General features: G+C 43.2%; 17 protein-coding genes and 1 pseudogene. 10 read left to right on the top strand and 8 right to left on the bottom strand.

What is annotated here, in order from left to right; all coding sequences use genetic code 11:
• The first annotated feature begins 90 nt into the window (after positions 1-90).
• The 6 genes from nudC to IOD06_RS02205 all read left to right on the top strand — a co-directional run bounded on the left by nudC (position 91) and on the right by IOD06_RS02205 (position 5276).
• The gene (nudC, locus tag IOD06_RS02180) at positions 91-1086 is read left to right on the top strand and encodes an NAD(+) diphosphatase (RefSeq protein ID WP_194618876.1); all 996 of its coding nucleotides are present in this window, start codon (positions 91-93) and stop codon (positions 1084-1086) included.
• Between the two features lie 99 nt (positions 1087-1185).
• On the top strand, positions 1186-2019 hold the full coding sequence (locus tag IOD06_RS02185) for an RnfABCDGE type electron transport complex subunit B (protein ID WP_194618877.1): 834 nt from the start codon (positions 1186-1188) through the stop codon (positions 2017-2019).
• Between the two features lie 84 nt (positions 2020-2103).
• Positions 2104-2799, top strand: coding sequence for an endonuclease III (gene nth, locus IOD06_RS02190; protein ID WP_194618878.1), 696 nt, complete (start codon positions 2104-2106; stop codon positions 2797-2799).
• Positions 2800-2889: 90 nt separating this feature from the next.
• Positions 2890-3486 carry a DJ-1/PfpI family protein gene (locus tag IOD06_RS02195; RefSeq protein WP_194618879.1) on the top strand — a complete coding sequence of 199 codons (597 nt, stop codon included), beginning with the start codon at positions 2890-2892 and terminating at the stop codon, positions 3484-3486.
• Between the two features lie 167 nt (positions 3487-3653).
• Positions 3654-4820 (top strand): methionine adenosyltransferase, encoded by a 1167-nt coding sequence (gene metK / locus IOD06_RS02200; protein WP_010196152.1) that lies wholly within the window; start codon positions 3654-3656, stop codon positions 4818-4820.
• Positions 4821-4904: 84 nt separating this feature from the next.
• Positions 4905-5276 (top strand): DUF3144 domain-containing protein, encoded by a 372-nt coding sequence (locus IOD06_RS02205; protein WP_227669845.1) that lies wholly within the window; start codon positions 4905-4907, stop codon positions 5274-5276.
• A 424-nt stretch (positions 5277-5700) separates the two neighbouring features.
• Here the strand turns inward: IOD06_RS02205 and IOD06_RS02210 are convergent, their stop codons facing one another.
• The 4 genes and pseudogenes from IOD06_RS02210 to IOD06_RS02225 form a co-directional block, all read right to left on the bottom strand.
• A complete protein-coding gene (locus IOD06_RS02210) occupies positions 5701-6039 on the bottom strand; it encodes a RidA family protein (protein WP_040642715.1) in 339 nt (112 codons plus the stop codon).
• A gap of 56 nt (positions 6040-6095) precedes the next feature.
• Positions 6096-7346, bottom strand: a complete 1251-nt coding sequence (locus tag IOD06_RS02215; RefSeq protein ID WP_194618880.1) for an FAD-binding oxidoreductase — start codon at positions 7344-7346, stop codon at positions 6096-6098.
• 522 nt (positions 7347-7868) lie between these two features.
• Positions 7869-8468 (bottom strand): annotated as a pseudogene (thrH, locus tag IOD06_RS02220) (bifunctional phosphoserine phosphatase/homoserine phosphotransferase ThrH); the annotation flags it as partial.
• An 83-nt stretch (positions 8469-8551) separates the two neighbouring features.
• Positions 8552-9160, bottom strand: coding sequence for a LysE family translocator (locus IOD06_RS02225; RefSeq protein ID WP_194618881.1), 609 nt, complete (start codon positions 9158-9160; stop codon positions 8552-8554).
• A 144-nt stretch (positions 9161-9304) separates the two neighbouring features.
• On the opposite strand from IOD06_RS02225, the gene IOD06_RS02230 reads away from it, so the two are divergent.
• Complete coding sequence (locus IOD06_RS02230) at positions 9305-10189, top strand: LysR family transcriptional regulator (protein ID WP_194618882.1); 885 nt, start codon at positions 9305-9307, stop codon at positions 10187-10189.
• 252 nt (positions 10190-10441) lie between these two features.
• Here the strand turns inward: IOD06_RS02230 and IOD06_RS02235 are convergent, their stop codons facing one another.
• Positions 10442-12622, bottom strand: coding sequence for an ATP-dependent helicase (locus IOD06_RS02235; protein ID WP_194618883.1), 2181 nt, complete (start codon positions 12620-12622; stop codon positions 10442-10444).
• A gap of 399 nt (positions 12623-13021) precedes the next feature.
• Here IOD06_RS02235 and ychF point away from each other — a divergent pair, with 399 nt between their 5' ends.
• The 3 genes from ychF to IOD06_RS02250 all read left to right on the top strand — a co-directional run bounded on the left by ychF (position 13022) and on the right by IOD06_RS02250 (position 16571).
• Positions 13022-14113 (top strand): redox-regulated ATPase YchF, encoded by a 1092-nt coding sequence (gene ychF, locus IOD06_RS02240; RefSeq protein WP_189581133.1) that lies wholly within the window; start codon positions 13022-13024, stop codon positions 14111-14113.
• 161 nt (positions 14114-14274) lie between these two features.
• Entirely contained in the window at positions 14275-15696 is a 1422-nt protein-coding gene (locus tag IOD06_RS02245) for a deoxyguanosinetriphosphate triphosphohydrolase (RefSeq protein ID WP_194618885.1), read from the top strand.
• 191 nt (positions 15697-15887) lie between these two features.
• On the top strand, positions 15888-16571 hold the full coding sequence (locus IOD06_RS02250; RefSeq protein WP_026037055.1) for a TetR family transcriptional regulator: 684 nt from the start codon (positions 15888-15890) through the stop codon (positions 16569-16571).
• 27 nt (positions 16572-16598) lie between these two features.
• Here IOD06_RS02250 and gspK read toward each other — a convergent pair whose 3' ends face one another.
• Genes gspK through gspI form a run of 3 tightly spaced genes read right to left on the bottom strand, consistent with a single transcriptional unit; the run spans position 16599 to position 19060 of the window.
• Positions 16599-17678 (bottom strand): type II secretion system minor pseudopilin GspK, encoded by a 1080-nt coding sequence (gene gspK / locus IOD06_RS02255; RefSeq protein WP_227669846.1) that lies wholly within the window; start codon positions 17676-17678, stop codon positions 16599-16601.
• Positions 17679-17720: 42 nt separating this feature from the next.
• Positions 17721-18572, bottom strand: coding sequence for a type II secretion system minor pseudopilin GspJ (gspJ, locus tag IOD06_RS02260; RefSeq protein WP_194618887.1), 852 nt, complete (start codon positions 18570-18572; stop codon positions 17721-17723).
• On the bottom strand, positions 18569-19060 hold the full coding sequence (gene gspI, locus IOD06_RS02265; RefSeq protein WP_194618889.1) for a type II secretion system minor pseudopilin GspI: 492 nt from the start codon (positions 19058-19060) through the stop codon (positions 18569-18571). Before gspI ends, gspJ begins: the two co-directional genes overlap by 4 nt.
• Positions 19061-19063: the final 3 nt, after the last annotated feature.

Below are 19063 nucleotides of genomic sequence, written 5' to 3' on the forward strand. Positions count from 1 at the left end.
TGTGCTGACGAGTGATTTAAAACTTTTACTTTAAACAAGTTCGTACCTTATTTGCTACGTACTTGATTTAGACCGTTTGGAAACCTGCTTATGACTCGCGCTTTTGTATTTAGTGATGATACTGTACTCTGCCATCAAACGATCAACGGCTGGTGGCCATTGTACATCCCATTACCACCGTTCAATATCAGTGACAATATCAGTATTAGCGACAGTGGCAAAGAGCCACAGCCTACCTATCAAATAGGCAACGTAGCACTACTCGAAAGCCTAGCTCCAAGTCACTGGCAGTCTGAGGCTAATAATAGTATCAATGATGGTACAGAAATTTTGGTTGCGACTGAGTCTGATTCTGGAACTACCGAGGACGCTGCCACTTTCACTGCGCAAGCAGCCAATGCCATTACCTATGATTATGCAGTAGCGCATGATATCGCATTGCCTATGATTGCAGAGGGCAGCGGGAACGCTTTTGTGCCGTATCGACAGCTTATCACGCAGTTACCTGCCGCCTTATCAGCTCAGATTAGCCAAGCCATACAGCTGTTACGCTGGCAGACAGATACACAGTTTTGTAGTCGCTGCGCATCCCCAGTTGTTCATGCCACAGCAGATGAGCGTGCCATGGTCTGTCCAGTATGCCGATTACGCCAATACCCTCGTGTCCAGCCTTGTGTTATTACGGCTATCACTCGACCCAATCCGCAGACGGGAGAGATGCAAATTTTGCTCGCTCATCATCACCGTTATGGAGAACAAAAGCGCCCCCTAATGTACGGCTTGATTGCAGGTTTTGTAGAAGTGGGTGAAAGTTTAGAGCATGCGGTCGTGCGAGAAGTAGCAGAAGAGGTCAACATCAGCCTATCAGATATTCGCTATGTCAGCAGTCAGCCATGGCCATTTCCTTCTAATTTAATGCTTGGTTTTCGCGCTTCTTATGCGGCTGGCGATATTGTAATACAAGAAGAGGAGCTGTCACACGCCGATTTTTTTGATCTCTCTAATTTGCCCAAAATACCGTTTAAGGGCAGCATTGCCTACGAGCTGATCGCCCAGATTGCTCATGAACAAGGCATCGCACTATAGTAGATTAATTATCTACTATAATACAAGCGCCTCACTTTAATGTCTCCATCCATGTTAATAACGCCAGTCTTGATGACCGATGTTAAGGTTTTTAATTAAATGCAAAGCAGTAGTAATATTCGTCTAATCAATCTGCCCATACTGTTCGATACCTTGAATATCGAAACATTGCCTGCTGATATGCAAGCAAAAATTGCCCTTATTGATGCCTGTCTGCCGCAGACGCAGTGCGGTCTGTGTGAGCATCCAGACGGTTGCCTGCCTTATGCTACCGCTATCGTAGTAGATAACGAGCCGTACAATAAATGTGTGCCGGGCGGTCAACCGGTTACTGATGCTATTGCGCAAATCGTGACTCTTGACAGCGATCAAACAACTCTCAAAGCCGCGCCATCTCAGTGGCCGATAGACGCCACATCGACGCGGCCGACCGAGGTACGCGCCGTCATCCGTGAAGATGACTGTATCGGCTGTACTAAATGTATACCCGCCTGCCCCGTCGATGCTATCGTTGGTACTGGCAAGCACATGCACACTATCTTTACGGACTTGTGCACGGGCTGTGAGCTTTGTATCGCACCTTGCCCAGTTGATTGCATTGATTTGGTCACGATTGAGCGCGAGCTGTCTATCTCTGAGCGCGAGGTAGAACAAGAAGACTTAAGGCAGCGCTATCATACTCATCTTAGACGCGTCACCGATCAGCTTGCTGATAGCAGCAATAGTAGACCTGTGGTCAGCATGGTCGAGGCAAAACTGAATAATGCCACCAGTCAATCGCTGAATATCAGCGAAGCACAAGCAAAAAACACCATTGCGGCAGCCAAGCTACGCAGCAAAATAAAAAAGCTAGAAAAACAATTAAGTGCTCGTCCAAATGAGAGCAAACAAACGGATCTTGACGCATTGCAAGCCGAGCTTGCGCAGCTATGACTGTTTTATAAATACGTGCGTTATATAGTGGATTCACGTTAAAAATGTTCAACAGACCCTAGACTAATTAATGGTAAAAATACCATGAGTAAAACCGTCAAACACAAAACTGCCGATACCCCACCATCGCGGCGCATGCCCAATCGTGACGTCCGTTCATTCTTTGAAAAGTTGGCAGCGACGATTGATGAGCCAGTGACGGAATTACATTATAAAAGTAATTTTGAGCTACTGATTGCAGTCATCTTATCTGCGCAAGCGACGGATGTGAGTGTCAATATTGCCACCCAGAAATTATATCCAGTGGCGAATACCCCTGAAGCAATCTTGGCATTGGGTGAAGAGGGTTTAAAGTCCTATATAAAAAATATTGGCTTATATAATGCCAAAGCTAAAAACGTCATTAAAACCTGCCAAGATTTGATTGAGAAGTTTGATAGTACCGTCCCTGATAATCGTAAAGACTTAGAATCGCTCGCTGGCGTTGGACGCAAAACCGCCAATGTGGTCTTAAATACCGCTTTTGGGCAACCAACTATGGCAGTCGATACGCATATCTTTCGCGTGGGCAATCGGACCGGCCTTGCCACGGGCAAAAACGTGTTAATCGTTGAAAACAAGCTGGTCGAACGTATCCCAGACGACTTTATCGTAGATGCGCATCATTATCTTATCTTACATGGGCGCTATACTTGTCAAGCACGTACACCCAAATGCGGTGCTTGCCCTGTCTATGACGAATGTATGTTTAAGGACAAAGCCAAGTTTTTGGAACTGTAGTTTTAAGGACTATAGCTTTCAGAATTATAGTTTTAAGGATTACAGCTTTCAGAATTACAAACACTCTTTATTTAGAATTGAGGAAGCCCAATGCATACGCTAACCGCCCTACTATTTGACGATTTTGAGACCTTGGATCTGTTTGGACCTATCGAGATGTTTGGTTGCTTGCCTGAGCATTATCGTCTGCAATTTGCCTCACTGAGTGGTGGTATCATTCAGAGTAAGCATGGCGTTGCGATGCAAACGGTCGCTGTCACAGAATTGGCGTATCAGACTGATATTGTATTGATGGTTGGCGGAATGGGTACTCGCCAGCAGATCAATCATAGACCGTTTTTGCAGGCGCTTACCACACTGGTTGAACACGCTGATTGGGCGCTTAGCGTTTGTACGGGTAGCGCATTGTTGGCTAAAGCTGGTGTCTTAGATGGCAAGCGTGCAACGTCTAATAAGCTCTCATGGCAATGGGTAATAACGCAGTCTGATAAAGTCCATTGGATAGAGCAAGCGCGCTGGGTAGTAGACGGCAAGTTTTATACCTCTTCAGGGGTTAGTGCTGGCATGGATATGGCGCTTGGCTTTATCGCTGACAGACATGACATAGAGACGGCTCGTCAAATTGCTAACTATACTGAATATCGCTGGCAAGAAAATAGCGATATTGATGACTTTTACCATGGTTAATCCAATCCATGCCCAGTTACTTCATAATACTATCCATCGCTAGAGTTTTAACTCGATTCACGGTAAAATGTCATAATTTTTTGATTCAATTTTGCCTTATTTTTCCGTTAACATTTAATCCTGACTGAGTTTATAGATTACAGTCCTTGCCATTAAGCGATCCAACTATGCGCGAATACAACTTATTTACCTCAGAATCTGTGAGCGAAGGCCATCCTGATAAAATGGCTGACCAAATCTCAGACGCTATTCTTGATGCCATCTTACGTGAAGATCTCCATGCCCGCGTTGCCTGCGAAACCTTGGTTAAAACAGGTGCCGTGATATTGGCTGGTGAAGTGACCACAACGGCAAACATCGACGTCGAACGTATCGTTCGTGATACTGTCAACGGTATCGGTTATCACCATTCTGACTTGGGTTTTGATGGCGAGACGTGTGCGGTTATTAACATGCTGGGCAAGCAATCTCCAGAAATTGCCCAAGGTGTCGATCGTAGCGACCCTGAAGAGCAAGGTGCAGGCGATCAAGGCTTGATGTTTGGCTACGCCAGCAACGAGACTGAAGTATTGATGCCAGCCGCTATTGAATATGCTCATCGCTTGATGGAGCGTCAGTCTGAGCTACGCCGCGCAGGTGATCTGCCATGGTTGCGTCCCGATGCCAAAGCGCAAGTTACCCTAAAATACGATGGCACTCGTCCCGTTGCTATCGATGCTGTCGTTCTATCGACCCAGCATGATCCCAGTATCTCGCAAGCAGATTTGCAAGAAGCGATTATGGAATCTATCATCAAGCAAGTATTGCCAGCAGACCTACTGCATGCTGGCACACGCTACCACATCAATCCCACGGGCAAATTTGTCATTGGTGGGCCGGTTGGTGATGCTGGATTGACAGGTCGTAAAATCATCGTTGATACTTATGGCGGCATGGCACGTCATGGCGGCGGTGCCTTTAGTGGCAAAGACCCTTCAAAAGTAGATCGCAGCGCTGCTTATGCTGTGCGTTATGTTGCCAAAAACATCGTTGCTGCTGGGCTGGCTGATCGCTGTGAAGTGCAAGTGAGCTATGCCATTGGGGTCGCTGAACCGACATCTATCTCGGTCAACACCTTTGGTACCAGCAACATCAGCCATGACGAGATCATTCGCCTGATTCGTACCCATTTTGATCTGCGCCCTTATGGCATTACCCGTATGCTGAACTTATTGCAACCTATGTATCAGCAGACTGCGACGTTTGGGCATTTTGGTCGTCCCGGCTCTGAAACTGCCTTTACGTGGGAAAAAACAGACAAAGCTGAAATCTTAAAAGCAGACGCAGGGTTGTAAAAATATTACCTGATGTCCCTTAGTCTCTTACAAACAGACCGTCTCTATAAATCTAAAATTACCGATACTTATTAGGAATCGCTTATGTCTCAAGACAATATTCAAGACAGCAACCCTCAAGACAACAATGTTGATGCTAGCGTTGAAATCACCCCTGAAATGCAGGCGTTTTATCAACGTGCCGATGCCATCATCGGTATCGCCAACAGTCAGTTGGGTTCTGATGCTCATTCAGGTCAAGTAGGCGCGTCTTTGTTGTATGCTGCCGCACGCTATAGCGCGTCAGTTGCTTCTATTGGCTTTGTAAAGGGTGATGATTTTGCCAAAGAAAAAGACGATATTGTCGAGTTCTATGTCAAACAGTATCGCCAAATGCTAAGCGACAACTTAACCGATTATGCACAAAACTTTGATAAATATGTACAGTTAAACCAAGATGATAAAGTCGCTAAATAAGTCTTTTTAAACACTTAAAGCATAGCAATTATGCTTTATGGCAGGCTTAAAGATCATTAAACATTAAACCCAAGCCTAATTGTACGCTTGGGTTTTTTATTAACCCTGAATAGTTAAGCATGCAGTCCATTCAATTTAAAAGAAATACAAGGCGACCGAGTGTAGATGTAATACTTCAAGCGAGGCTAATGCTGTCACTCTTTTATATAATAAAAATACCCCAAAAACGCTACGATACTGCTGATATTAATTTTTTGTAGCCTCTGTCTGTACAGGCGCAGCAAGCAAGAAAAATTGATATCAGCCGTGCGTGATGTATCAATATTACTTTTCATTGACTACATAATATTGAGCACAACACAAAAAAGGACATGATATCGCTATCATGTCCTTTTCGTTTAATACAAATACTACGTTCAGTCTACTACTCAGCAGCGATAGCGATCATCTCAACCAATAGCTCAGGACGCGCTAGTGCTGACTCACCACAAGCACGGGCTGGAGGCTGAATGCCTTCAAACCATTTGTCATATACTTCATTCATAGCAGCAAAGTCTGCCATGTCTTTGATCCAAACCGTCACTGATAGTAGTTTTGATTTATCACTACCGACTTCTTCTAACAACGTTTGGATTTTTTCTAAACACGTCAAAGTTTGTGCTTTGATATCGTCTTCTGCGTTGCCCACTTGACCACATAAATATACGGTCTGGTTGTGGACGACAATTCTGCTCATGCGCTGAGTGCTGTGTAGCTTCTTTATCATATTATATCCCTTCAAATTATTGATTTAAGTCTGTGCTAAATCTATCAAATGCACTATTTTTTCGAAAAACGCTGGGCGCTAAATGGCGCAACATCTACCAATAGTGGCTTGTCATGAATCATCTCTTCAACGAGACGCCCTGTCATAGGCCCTAGAGTAAAACCTTGATGACTGTGACCAAACGCAAACCATAGTTTGTCATGCTTATCCGCAGGACCAATTACTGGCTTCATATCAGGCATACAAGGACGTGATCCTGCCCAAGCTTCAGATTCTACTGCGTCTTCTAATGGTAAGATTTTACGAGCCAGCTTCAATACGGTTTTTAATTGTCCAAAGTTTTTTGGCGCATCCATCGTCGTCATCTCAGCGCCCGTCGTGATACGGATACCTTGCTGCATCGGCCCCATCACAAAGCCTTTGTCCATATCAAACATACTGTGATTGATGGTGTTTTTTTCCGTCACTTTGAAATGCTGATGATAGCCACGCATTGGGAACAATGGCAGATTATAACCAAGTGGTTTAATCAAGTCGTTTGACCAAGGACCAGCGGCGATGACCAATTTATCACTATAATACGTATCGTTATCAGTGATAACTTTCCAACCTTCGCCGTCTTGTACGATTTCTTTGACATCGCTTTCTTTGATCGTACCGCCCATCTCTTGGAAGTTTTTCGCATACGCTTTGACTAGCGAGCTTGGGTTCGATACTTGCCAAGAGTTTTTCCAATGAATCGCCCCAACGAAACCTTCAAAATTGGCGCTAGGTTCCATTGCTTTTAGCTCTTCAAGGTTTAGGACGTTATGTTCAACGCCTTGATTGCGAGCATCAATGGCTGACGCTTGTGCTTCTTTAAACGTCTCTTCAGAACGATGCAACTGTAACCAGCCATCACGCGTGATTAGCTCGTCAGCACCAGATGCTGAAATCATTGTCTGATGCTCACTGGTACAATGCGCGATCAGCGTCTGCCACTCTGATTCGATTTGTTTGACAGTCGCAGGCACAGAGTATTTCCAATACTGCAATAACGCTTGATGGTAACGCAGAATCGCTGGGATACGATAGCGAATGTCAGTGCCTTGGTTCGGTAATACTCTGATCATTTCAGTCAATTGACGAGGAAAAGGATGGGTATGAATGGCTTCACGCTGAATCAACCCAGCATTACCATATGAGGTCTCTGACCCTGGTAACTTCTTATCTAACATCAGTACTTGTGAACTATTTTTTTGTAGATGCCACGCAACTGAGGTGCCAACCATGCCTGCACCGATAACGATCACTTCATAGCGCATAACCTATCCTTTTTTTAGGGTGTTAATACAGAGTATCAAATATAAGGGTCTAACAGAATTAGGTGGTAATAGTAACGCATTAGGACAAATTTTAAACCCTTATCTGACGGACTTTTTTGTTATCTAATACTTTTGGTTATAGGATTCTAACAGAAATTAAATTAGTAGGAATAACAGGGTTATTAAATGAATATTCAGTGCGGAATCAGGCTGTCAAACTATGAAATTAGTCAACTAATTGTCAGGCCATTCTTTCTCTTAACTTCATAAGCAAACGCAAATAATTTAAATCTGAGGAAACCATGTACCAAAAACACTATAATCTGCCCCGAATTTATCGGAAGCACATTATAATGTTTTTAGTAAAATAATTAAGGTAAACGAATTTAAAAGATCTTTTACCTATAAAGCTATATAAACAGTTTTTATATTATGGCGTGTCACCATTTAAACTGTAAGGCTTAAAATTAGATAAATTGCAGCCAAACAAGGAAAGTAGCTCAGATGATATCGAGATCTTGACTAGTTATCTGACGCAGTTTGGCAAGATCTAGCCATTTTTAGGCTCTTTCGTTCAGATTGAGGACACGCCCTAATAGAATCAATAATTTCCTGATAACTATTTACGATATTAAACATAGGTAGAGCTTTCTCTACAACTCCTTTTGAAGGTGAGAATAAGTATCCATGAGTGACTGCGCTTAGCATCGTAAAATCATTAAATGCATCGCCAATAGCCATACTATTTTCTAATAACAAAGAATATTTTTCTATAATCTCATGCTTACCATGTTGGCGACTGTATAGTGCTTTATTAACATAGCCTGCACTATCAATCTGCAAACGATGACAATATACGGTATCCACTGGAACTTCGAGCTGCTGCAAGAATCCTTCAAGTAATTCATGAAAGCAGTCTGACACAATCTTCATCTCAAAACCTTTCATTTTTAATGCTTGTAGAAACTCTTTTGCTCCTTCAATTGGATTCAGTTGCCCGATAATACTTTGTATTTTTGGTAGCGTGATCTGATGTTTTTCTAGAACAGCTATGCGATATATCATCAGTTTTTCATAATCCTCTACTTCCCTTGTTGTGATGCTAAGCTCAGATATATCTAGGCGATTAGCTAAAAACTTTTATATTTCTGGGACTAAGACACCTTCCATATCGATAAAGGCTACTTTATTCATTTTGAATATCCTTAGTTTAAGTTTGTAAAGAGCAAAAACACACCTAACAACCCTAATATGAAACCAATGACTTGATTGATCGCTACTTGTTTATTTAACATTTTTTCTCTTAAAGTACGCTGAGAGAACAATAAAGCCACTAGAGCAAACCATATGAAATGAGCTACCGACATAAACAGTCCGTAACCGATCAAAATAGACTTTGGGGTGATAGCGCTAACAATTTGTGTATAAGTGCTAATAACAAACAATGTAGTCTTAGGATTCAGGGCGTTCGTAAAGAAACCATATCGTAACGCTTGTGCAGAACTGATGCAGGTAGAATAACCCACATCCTTTACAGGTTTTTGTCTAAATGTTTTATACCCAATATAAATGAGATAAAACGCACCAAGATATTTTATGATAGTCAAAAAATTGGGCGCAAACTCCATTACAATGGCAACGGCTAATAAGGTATAGGCGACATGTACTAATACTCCTAACGCTATACCAATAGAAGTTAATACACCAATAGAGCGCCCATATAAATAGCTATTTTTGGTCACAATAGCGAAATCAGCGCCTGGACTGATGACAGCAAGAATGGTAATCATAATAACGGCTAAAAATTCTGTCATTTGTCTATCTCTATGCTTCTATTAGCTATATTTACTGTGTTTTTCACACTTACCTCATGTAGTTATTCAATTTAGTTGTATCTTCCTACATTTATTAGTAAACTAAAATTGATTTATTTACATGAGTATTTATGAGTTTTTGGCATGATAGAAAAGATATCACTAAATTCGCTAAAGTTTTTTTATTACGTTGCACAGCATGGTAGCGTGACGTTAGCATCTCAAAAATTGTTTGTGACACAGAGCGCAGTGAGCAAACAGATTAAAAATCTGGAAAATGCTTTAGGTCTTATTTTATTTGATAGAGTGAACAAGAAGCTGATACTTACATCAAATGGCAGCTTACTTTTCGCCTGTTGCCAGCAAGTTTTTGCAAAATTAGACGATTGCCTTGTCGATTTGAAGAATCAACAATATAAAAAGAAACAATTGGTACTATCCTGCGAACCTACAATTTCTATGAAATGGTTGATACCGCGTTTAGCTGAATTTAACTCACTAAACTATGGCTTTGAAATTGTGTTACTGACGGGCGGTGGAATCGTAGACTTTCAAGGGAAATCTATCGATATTGCCTTGCGCAGAAACGATTTTGAATGGGACAAGAATATATTTCATGAGAAAATTATTGAAGAATACATAGTTGCTGTTCGCAACACTAGAACGGATCAGACCAACACGCTTTTACTTACTTCTTCTCGACCAAATTTATGGCAACACATAAACAAGTCTAAGTTGGTGAGTAGTGACATTTTATCGTACGAACACATGGTGTTAGAACATTTCTATTTGTGTATTGAGGGATGTTTAGCTGGTTTAGGAACAGCTATTGTTTCAATATTCATGGTGGAAAAAGAAATCTCACATGAATTTTTAGCATTGGTACATCCTCCTGTAGCGGACAGTTCTTCATATAATTTATTATCCTATTACCCTTTTTACGAAGATGAAAGAAAGGTGATATTCAAAAACTGGCTGAAAACAGAGATGCTGATTAGCAAGGTACAGTTTATGGAAAATTTGAAGTAGATCTGGAGCTTACTTAAATTCTATGTATTTGTTTATACTTCAATAATAGGCAATGGATAACCAATATTATACCAATGAACTGCTGAGAAAATTTCCAGTAATATGAATCGCTTTGAGGACATCAAATGCTCCCAAAAGCAGCTCATGCTGTCATTTATTAAAACCACCTTTTAGGCTGAGACAAAAGCTCATCTATACGCTAAATATCAAAAGAGCATGACTAAAAGTCGTAGCGGTAATACACTTCAAACATCACCACCACACTGGATCATCACTCTCCTCTCTCACCTGTTTAGAAGCTTCGACGGTCACCTCATCCGCAGACAGCTCGGCGATAAAGCGTGATGGCTTGTCAAAATACCCTGAATAACTGGCAAAGTAATCAGGCGCAGTCAGATATAATCTGGTCTTGGCTCGACTACAGGCGACATAAAATAATTTTCGTTCCTCTTCTAACTCCTCAAAGTCATCCAACGAGCGATGATGCGGCGTGATGCCATCGACCAATGAATTGACAAACACCACTGGCCACTCCAGTCCTTTGGCACTATGAATAGTCGAGATAGTGACTTTGTCGCTGCCATTTTCATCTGGCTGACTGGTTGTCGCTACCGAATCATTGGGCGGATCAAGTGCCAAATTTTCTAAGAAATCATCAAGGCTGCTGTGCTCTGTTGCCAAATTTTTGAGCACCCGAAAGTCCTCGCTGCGCTCACGCCAATTCTCTTCAATCGTTTTTAGGATAGGAATATAAAAATCTAAAATCAGCTCAATGATAGCCTCAAGAGACTCCGCTTGTTGCGCTTTGGTCAAAGTCGTATGAAGCGATTCTAACTGCGGACTTTTTTTGCTAAATTTCGGTAGTAATAATGGCTCAAACGAATTGTTATCCGCATTAATCGCTTGAGTCAAACGCGTCGCGGTGACTGTCCCAACTCCTTGGAACAAGGTCAAAATTCGATGCCAAGCAATGGTGTCATTAGGATTATAAAGAATTTTTATAAAAGCTAAGACATCCTTGATATGGCGGCGCTCAACGAACTTAATACCCCCTACCACGATAAATGGAATATGGCGCTCCATAAATTCTAACTGTACATAATTAGACTGAAAAGACGTGCGGCACAGTACTGCAAAATCGTTGTAATCGTAGTCTGTCTTGTGCTCGATAATCTTATCGGCTATATATTTGGCCTCTTTCGTTTCATCACTTAAACGGCTAAAGGTTGGTTTGTTGCCCGTTATGCTCGCGTTTGAATACAGCTGCTTTTGATACCCTAGCGTGATTTGCGCGGACAAAGCATTGATATAATTTAAGACAGCAGGCGTACTACGATAGTTTTGCTCAAGCTTAATGAGACTCGCCTCAGGATAGGTCTCACCGAAGAGCAAGATATTCTCGTAGTTTGCGCCGCGAAACGCATAAATACTTTGATTATCATCACCGACCACCATCAGCGAGACCGAGACTGGTGCACAGATAAGATCAATCAGCTGCTTTTGCGGAATATTGGTATCTTGATATTCATCAACCATAATATAGCGATAGTTTTCTTGTAGTAGCTGACGGAATTTGTCGTTAGACTTTAGATGACGCACCACTTGGCTGATAATATCGTCAAAATCATACAAATGATTGGCGCGTTTATACTCATGAAAGTCGACAGCCAATTGCTCAATGATAGGAATATGAATAGCAATATCAGGATAATTATCTTCGATCAAATTACGAATAGGAATGCGCCGATTTCTAGAGGTTGAAAAGATATTCTGTAAGGTTTTCTTGCGTGGAAATGCTTGTTTCTTAGTTTGCGCAGGGTACTTTTTTTCTTTATAAATCAAGTCAATCGCGTCCTCAGCATCCCCCGTATCTAGAATCGTGAAGCGCGGATTGATACCCAGTAGCCCTGAATATTGACGCAGCAGCCTATTGCAAAACGAGTGAAAGGTGCCACTGGTGATATCGTTTAGCGCTTTGCTGGTCGGCAAAACATCCTCGGATAACTGCTCGTCAGATAGGGTGTTAGTGAGCAAGTTTTTCGCGCGACTCTTAATCTCATTGGCGGCTTTTCGAGTAAAGGTCAGTAGCAATATTTGCTTAGGAGGCACACCGTTCTCTAATAGATAACTGGTGCGATATGTTAAGGTTTTGGTCTTACCAGAGCCAGCACCAGCGATGACCAATACCTTGCCATCGATAGTAGTGGCTGCTAACAATTGGTCAGGATTTAGCTCACTGGCGTAATCTACTTTTAAGCCTAAATCACTATTCAACCTTTGCTTCAGCAGCTCAACATTTGCAGCATCGTCGGCGTCGATTAGATTTGTCTCTAGCTTTTTAATCGCTTTTTCAAGACGCGCAAGCTTAGGCTTAATCTCCATAAAGTTCTGCGGATAGTGGTAGCGGTGCGTGTCAAAAATAGTGGGTGTCATTATAGGAATTTGCCTTTCATTTTATTTTAGCTGCCTTTATCAGTATAAAGCACCTAATACGTAGCAGTTCAGAGATTTAGCTAATAGATTTTGATGTTAATGATTTTTGCTGTTAATGATTAAGATTGTTAGTAAAGTTTAGCGAGTTATAGTTACTCACCTTTAATGCGCTTGTCAGCCAAATTATTATTTTATAGTACAGCTTACCATAATTGATAAAACAGCAAAATTGCTGGCGATGACTAGGACAGACTCGGACAAAATCTTAGTATACCGCACAACAACCTCACCCCTATTCCGGTAAATTTGCTACAATATGCCCAATTTTGATTTACCATTTAACTAAGTTTTATAATGACTAAGTACCAACTGATTTTATTCATATATTGAGAGCATGTTATGGGTTTTAATTGCGGCATCGTCGGCCTACCAAACGTGGGTAAATCTACCTTGTTTAACGCCTTGACCAAAGCGGGTATCGCCGCTGAAAACTTTCCGTTTTGTACTAAAGATCCCAACACGGGTATCGTACCAGTACCAGACCTACGCCTAAAGAAACTGGCTGACATCGTCAATCCTGAACGTGTATTACCGACGACGATGGAGTTTGTGGATATCGCAGGTCTAGTCGCAGGCGCGTCAAAAGGCGAAGGTATGGGCAACCAGTTCCTAGCCAACATCCGTGAGACTGATGCGATTGCCCACGTCGTGCGCTGTTTTGATGATGACAACGTCGTCCACGTCGATGGTCGCGTCAGCCCAATTGACGACATCGAAACTATCAATACCGAGCTTGCATTGGCAGATTTAGAGGCTGTTGAACGCGCTGTGTTTAACTTAACCAAAAAAGCCAAAGGCGGCGATAAAGACGCTAGCGCCATGCTTGATGTATTCAAAAAAATTGAACCATTGTTAGCAGACGGTCAAGCGGCTCGCGCGGCAAACCTTGATAGCGATGAGAAAAAACTCATCAGAAGCTATGGTTTGATTACCCTAAAGCCAACCATGTATATCGCTAACGTCTCTGAAGATGGCTTTGAAAACAACCCTTATCTAGATGCGGTACGCAACTATGCGACTGGTGAAGATTCTATCGTCATCGCGCTATGCAACCAAATCGAATCTGAAATCGCTCAGCTTGATGAAGACGACAAAAAAGACTTCCTAGCTGAGATGAATATGGAAGAAGCCGGTCTTGATCAAGTCATTCGCGGTGGTTATGACTTACTTGATATGCAAACTTACTTTACCGCTGGTGTAAAAGAAGTTCGTGCTTGGACTGTCGCTATTGGCGCAACCGCACCGCAAGCTGCTGGTGTGATTCATACCGATTTTGAGCGCGGTTTCATTCGTGCCGAAGTCATTGCTTATGATGACTTCATCGAGCACAACGGCGAGAAAGGCGCAGCGGCCGCTGGAAAATCACGTTTGGAAGGCAAAACATACATCGTGCAAGATGGCGACGTGATGCATTTCCGCTTTAACGTTTAACGCTCAAAGTTTAATAAAGCGAATTGCGTGTTTACACAGTCTTAGTAGAGAACAACCAAAAGTCAGCCTTTGTGCTGGCTTTTTTTATTATAATAACGTCTGTTATCTTCAAAAACAGCAAATCCGCTGAAAGTAATTATTAAAATAACGGATTATAAACTATGACGGCTCATATTTATCAATCGCTTAACAGCAGTGCACATTGGGCACAACTATTTAGTGCGCAGCGCTTGGGCAGCCACAAAAAAGCTCCAGCGCAAGACAGCGCGCGCTCATCCTTTCATAAAGATTATGACCGACTGGTATTTTCGCACTCTTTTCGGCAGCTCAATCAAAAAACCCAAGTCCATCCGTTGACCAACCAATTGGGCATTCATACGCGCTTGACGCATTCGCTTGAGGTCTCTTGTATTGGACGCTCATTAGGAATAATGGCGGCAGAAAAACTGCATGATAAATTAGCCAGCGGTCTACCAGCAGGCGTCTCGCCAGCCGATGTCGGTGTGATTGTTCAAGCAGCCTGCCTCGCTCATGATATTGGTAATCCGCCTTTTGGTCATGCAGGAGAATACGCCATTCGCGATTGGTTTATGCATCCTGATCGTCAGGCTATTTTGCAAAATCTGAGTAATAATGAGCAATTAGATTTACTGGCATACGAAGGCAATGCGCAAGGGTTTCGGCTACTCGCCCGTAATGAGCATCATCCTGATAAGGGCGGTATGCGCCTCACTTGCGCGACGTTGGGTGCCTTTATGAAATACCCTTGGCTAGCGACGCATAGCAATCATGTTTCTGAAAGCACTTCTCCAAGTAATTCGCTCACCAATGTACAAAAATTTGGCTGCTTTTTTAGTGAAGCCTCTCAGTTAGAAGAATTGGCAGCGTGTCTGAGCCTACCACGCTCGCAGCAACATGATGGTTTTGCGCGCCATCCCCTCGCCTATCTATTGGAGGCTGCAGATGATATCTGCTACGCGCTGATAGATTTGGAGGATGGTATCAATCTGAATATGCTAACCTATAGCGATGTCGCCACGATATTTTATGAGTTGATTGGTGAGCGTCCTAGTAGCCTGAGCTTGCCAGCGCATATGTCTGTCAGGCAAAGCCTAGCATCACTGCGAGCACGTGCTATGATGCGCTTGGTCAACACTGTCACCGACGCTTTTGTCGCTAATAGCGAGGCCTTGCTGGCTGGTACACTGCAAGGCAGTCTATTTGCACATTGTGATGCAAATGTGCAAAATGGTATTAATCAAGCCAAACAATTAGCGCGTGAGCAAATATTCAATCACCCAAGCAAAGTGCGGATGGAATTGATGGCGAACCAATGCTTGCATCGCCTCTTAGATGCCTTTATACCATTGGCTTGGACAAACGCAAAAACTGCCCCGATGTCATTTGAGCAGCAGCGACTGCAAAAACTCCTCCAACCGCACCTCGATGAGCATCGACGGGTACTATCCGATAATATCTATCACAATATTTTAAATATATTGGACTTTATTACTGGGATGAATGATCATGAGGCATATAGATTGGCGCAGGAGCTACAAGGTCATTGGGGTACGATGGTCTAAAACGCGTCCTCATTTTAGAAACGGTCACAGCGCCAATCTCACCCAATGTACTCAGTGTAATATTTGCGCTTAATTGCCCGCTACTCACTATAAATGGCTTTGACTATAAATTAACACAAGTTGCGTATTTCAGTCGTATTTCTGCGCTGAAGTGAGTATGATAAACCTCTATCGGATAATTTTGAAATATTATGAGCAGTCGCGAACAAAAGAAACTTCAAACCCGACACGCCTTTTTTAATGCCGTGCTCGATCTCTGTATGACAGGGCAGTCTTTTAGCTCCATCAGTCTCAGGCAGGTGACACGTGAGGTTGGTGTCGTGCCAACGGCATTTTATCGACATTTCGATGATATGGAATCGCTTGGGCGGGCGCTGGTGGTTGAAGAATTGGGCGGGACACTCGCCATATTAAGCGACAGTCTACAAATTGGCCGTAGGCGCAGCTTTGATCGCCAAATCGCCAAGAGTATTCAGCTGTTTTTGTATATGGTCAGCGAGCAGCCTTGTTATTGGCAGTTTTTGGTCAGCGAACGCTATGGTGGTTCAGAGGCCGTGCGCAAGGCCATTAATGAATTGATCAAAAAGCATGGGCAAAGCTTAGCAGAAGATTTGGCCTTACAGCCCGCCTTTACTCATATTGATGCCTATGATTTACGCTTACTGGCTGAAGCAGGGGTTAATATGTTTTTTTCTTGGATTATCGATTGGTTAGAGCTGACGTATACTGAAGATCATGATGACGAAGCTGATTTGTCTGAAATTGAAAAAAAGAAACAGCTGATGCTGCATAACTGTACTCGTCAAGCACAAATGTTGTTTTATGGCGCATATAACTGGAAGTCTACTGAAGAGACTCGCCTGAGCGACGACTAAGCAATCTCCAAAACCTTTGAGTGCGGATTAAAAACTCGGCCGAAATGCCCACAGACGCTGCGTAATAACCTTAATTGACTTCGCTGTTTTGCTCTTATCGTTATTACCCGCACTGTTGGCATCATTGCTATTAGCATCGCTATTAGCAGCACTACTATTGTCGGTCTCACCATCACCAGTGGCAGCTTTGCTAATCAAGACAGTAGCAAAACGTTGCCGTGTTTGACCTGTATTGGCACTATCTGTTGCCGTGATAAGCGCCGTAAAAGCCTGACTGTCAACGGCTAACAATGGCGTTAATGCTGCTCGCTGCTCTGCATTAATGCCTCCCAATTGTGGCAATTGCCATAATTCATCAATAGATGGCAAGACCTGCTTGCGCCTCATCTCGGTCAACCCACGCATCTGCTCGCTAGTCACACCGTCCACCAAAGACGCCAGCAATTCAGGGCTGGCGGTATTGACATTGATAGGCACATAATAAGGGACGGCAGTAACGTAAGGGCGTAGCGCCGCCAGTACTTCAGCGCCTATTCCTCGAACGTCTTGTAGCTGATCGATGCTAAGAAATGGCTGGTTCGGTAATGTGCCATCTACTGCCCCGCTACGCTGCTGCGAATATACCACGCTCTCATCACCGCCATCTTGATAGACCTCACCATCTGCATCTTGATAATCCAGTACCGCAATGGCGATATCGGGCTCTAGATTTAATTGTGTTAAGAGTCTTTGAAAGACAGCCAAGTCTGCCGTATTAACCGCACCATTCTGATATAAGTTATTAATATTAAAACGACTGGCCTCGTCGCGCAGTTCGATGCTGATGCTATGATTATCTAAGGCATAAGGCGGTATTGGCTGCGCCCAAATATCTTGCTCGCTATCCGTATCATTGAGCTTATCATCCGCACGAATCAAGGTCACTGCCAACTGCTGACCGGCGTTAATGTCTTGTAATAACTGATTCTGGTCAAACAATAAGCCACTACGCCTGATAGCAATTTTTTGACTGGCAAGCATCGCCCCTGCGACCACCGTAATACTAACCACCAGTAGCAATATAGTCAGCAGCGCTACCCCGCGCTGAGAATGCGCTGTCATTGACATAAGCGACCTCTCTGATTGGTACAAGGACACATTTTCAATACCTTATAAATTAGCATTTCCCACACCAGCGTTAGCAGTATTGCTACCATTAGTATTATCGTCATTACTGCCATTATTGTTGCTGTTATCACTTTTACTACTAGGTGTATTTTGCATACTACTACGAGGGAATGGCTGCGGCGCAAGTGCCCATTGCCAAGTGATAGGCATATCTTGATAAGTGAAGCTGACGGCAATACCTTTTGGTAATAACTTAGCCTCAGCTTGGCTACTCGCTGTATTAGTCGCTTGCCCAGAGGCGCTATTCGTATTGTTGTTATTACTGCTATTATTTTCGTCAGGGAACTTCGTCGCTATCTCTGGTAAATAGGCCTGCCAGCGTGCTGCGGTCACCCCTTCCAACAATACACTATCCAAACTAACGCTATCAGGCCCCGTTGCGAGGCTAGTATATTGACGGCGAATCAAGCGCTCATCGGCAAAAATATATTCGACGTGCTGCATACTCGTACTAGTTTGGTAGCGTGGGTCAGGATCTGCAAAGCGTACGAAGCTGACACGCTCGCCATCTAGGCTCATAAAAGGCTCAGGCTCTATCGCATTGTCTTGGCTGCTTTCGTTGCCACTATTTGCGACACTAATATCTTGAGTACGGGTATCTTGAGTACGGGCATCTTGCGTCGTGGGTGACTGATAAGGAATGATTTGCCCCATATCTTGTTGTAGCTGCAAATAGGCATATTGCAAGACAGCCAGATTATCAGCATGAAATTGTGCGCGCTCACGGGCGCGGTTCACACTATCAAACACTTGCCAACCAGCCACTGCCAACATCGCAAATATTGCCATAGCAACCATCAGCTCAAGTAAGGTAAAGCCGCGCTGCTGTCTCACGGGTTACCTCCACTTGAATTTGAGCTTGCTAAATCCAAACTACCCACATCTTGTTCGGTATTACTTAACAGTACCTTAATATCCGTCACTGTGTTGCCTGTCTGTCCATCGATAATAGGCGCGACAGCGATAGTAACTTGTTTCAATGCTGGGGTAATGGTATCACCGACTGTCATCACTACTTGCCAATCCCGACCTTGCGCATTAAGCGTTTGGCTGCTATTAGCGGTCAGCCATGTCTCTTGGATCTGTAGATCAGCCGCCGCATTTTGGGCAACGAAATGAGCCAGCGTACGGGTACGCAACACATCAACCGAGCTGAGATACGCACTGCTGGCACGGCTAGCAGCGACAGCGACTACAGCTAAAATCGCTAATGCGACCATCACCTCAATCAAGGTAAAACCGCTTTCGCGTGTCGACTTTAAAAAGGTATCTTCGCTAGGCCTAGTAGCCGAATTGATAGGCAATTTTGATAACTTAACCATCAG

Origin of the sequence: Psychrobacter sp. N25K4-3-2, from assembly GCF_015351755.1 — a bacterium.
GTDB classification, from domain to species: domain Bacteria; phylum Pseudomonadota; class Gammaproteobacteria; order Pseudomonadales; family Moraxellaceae; genus Psychrobacter; species Psychrobacter glaciei.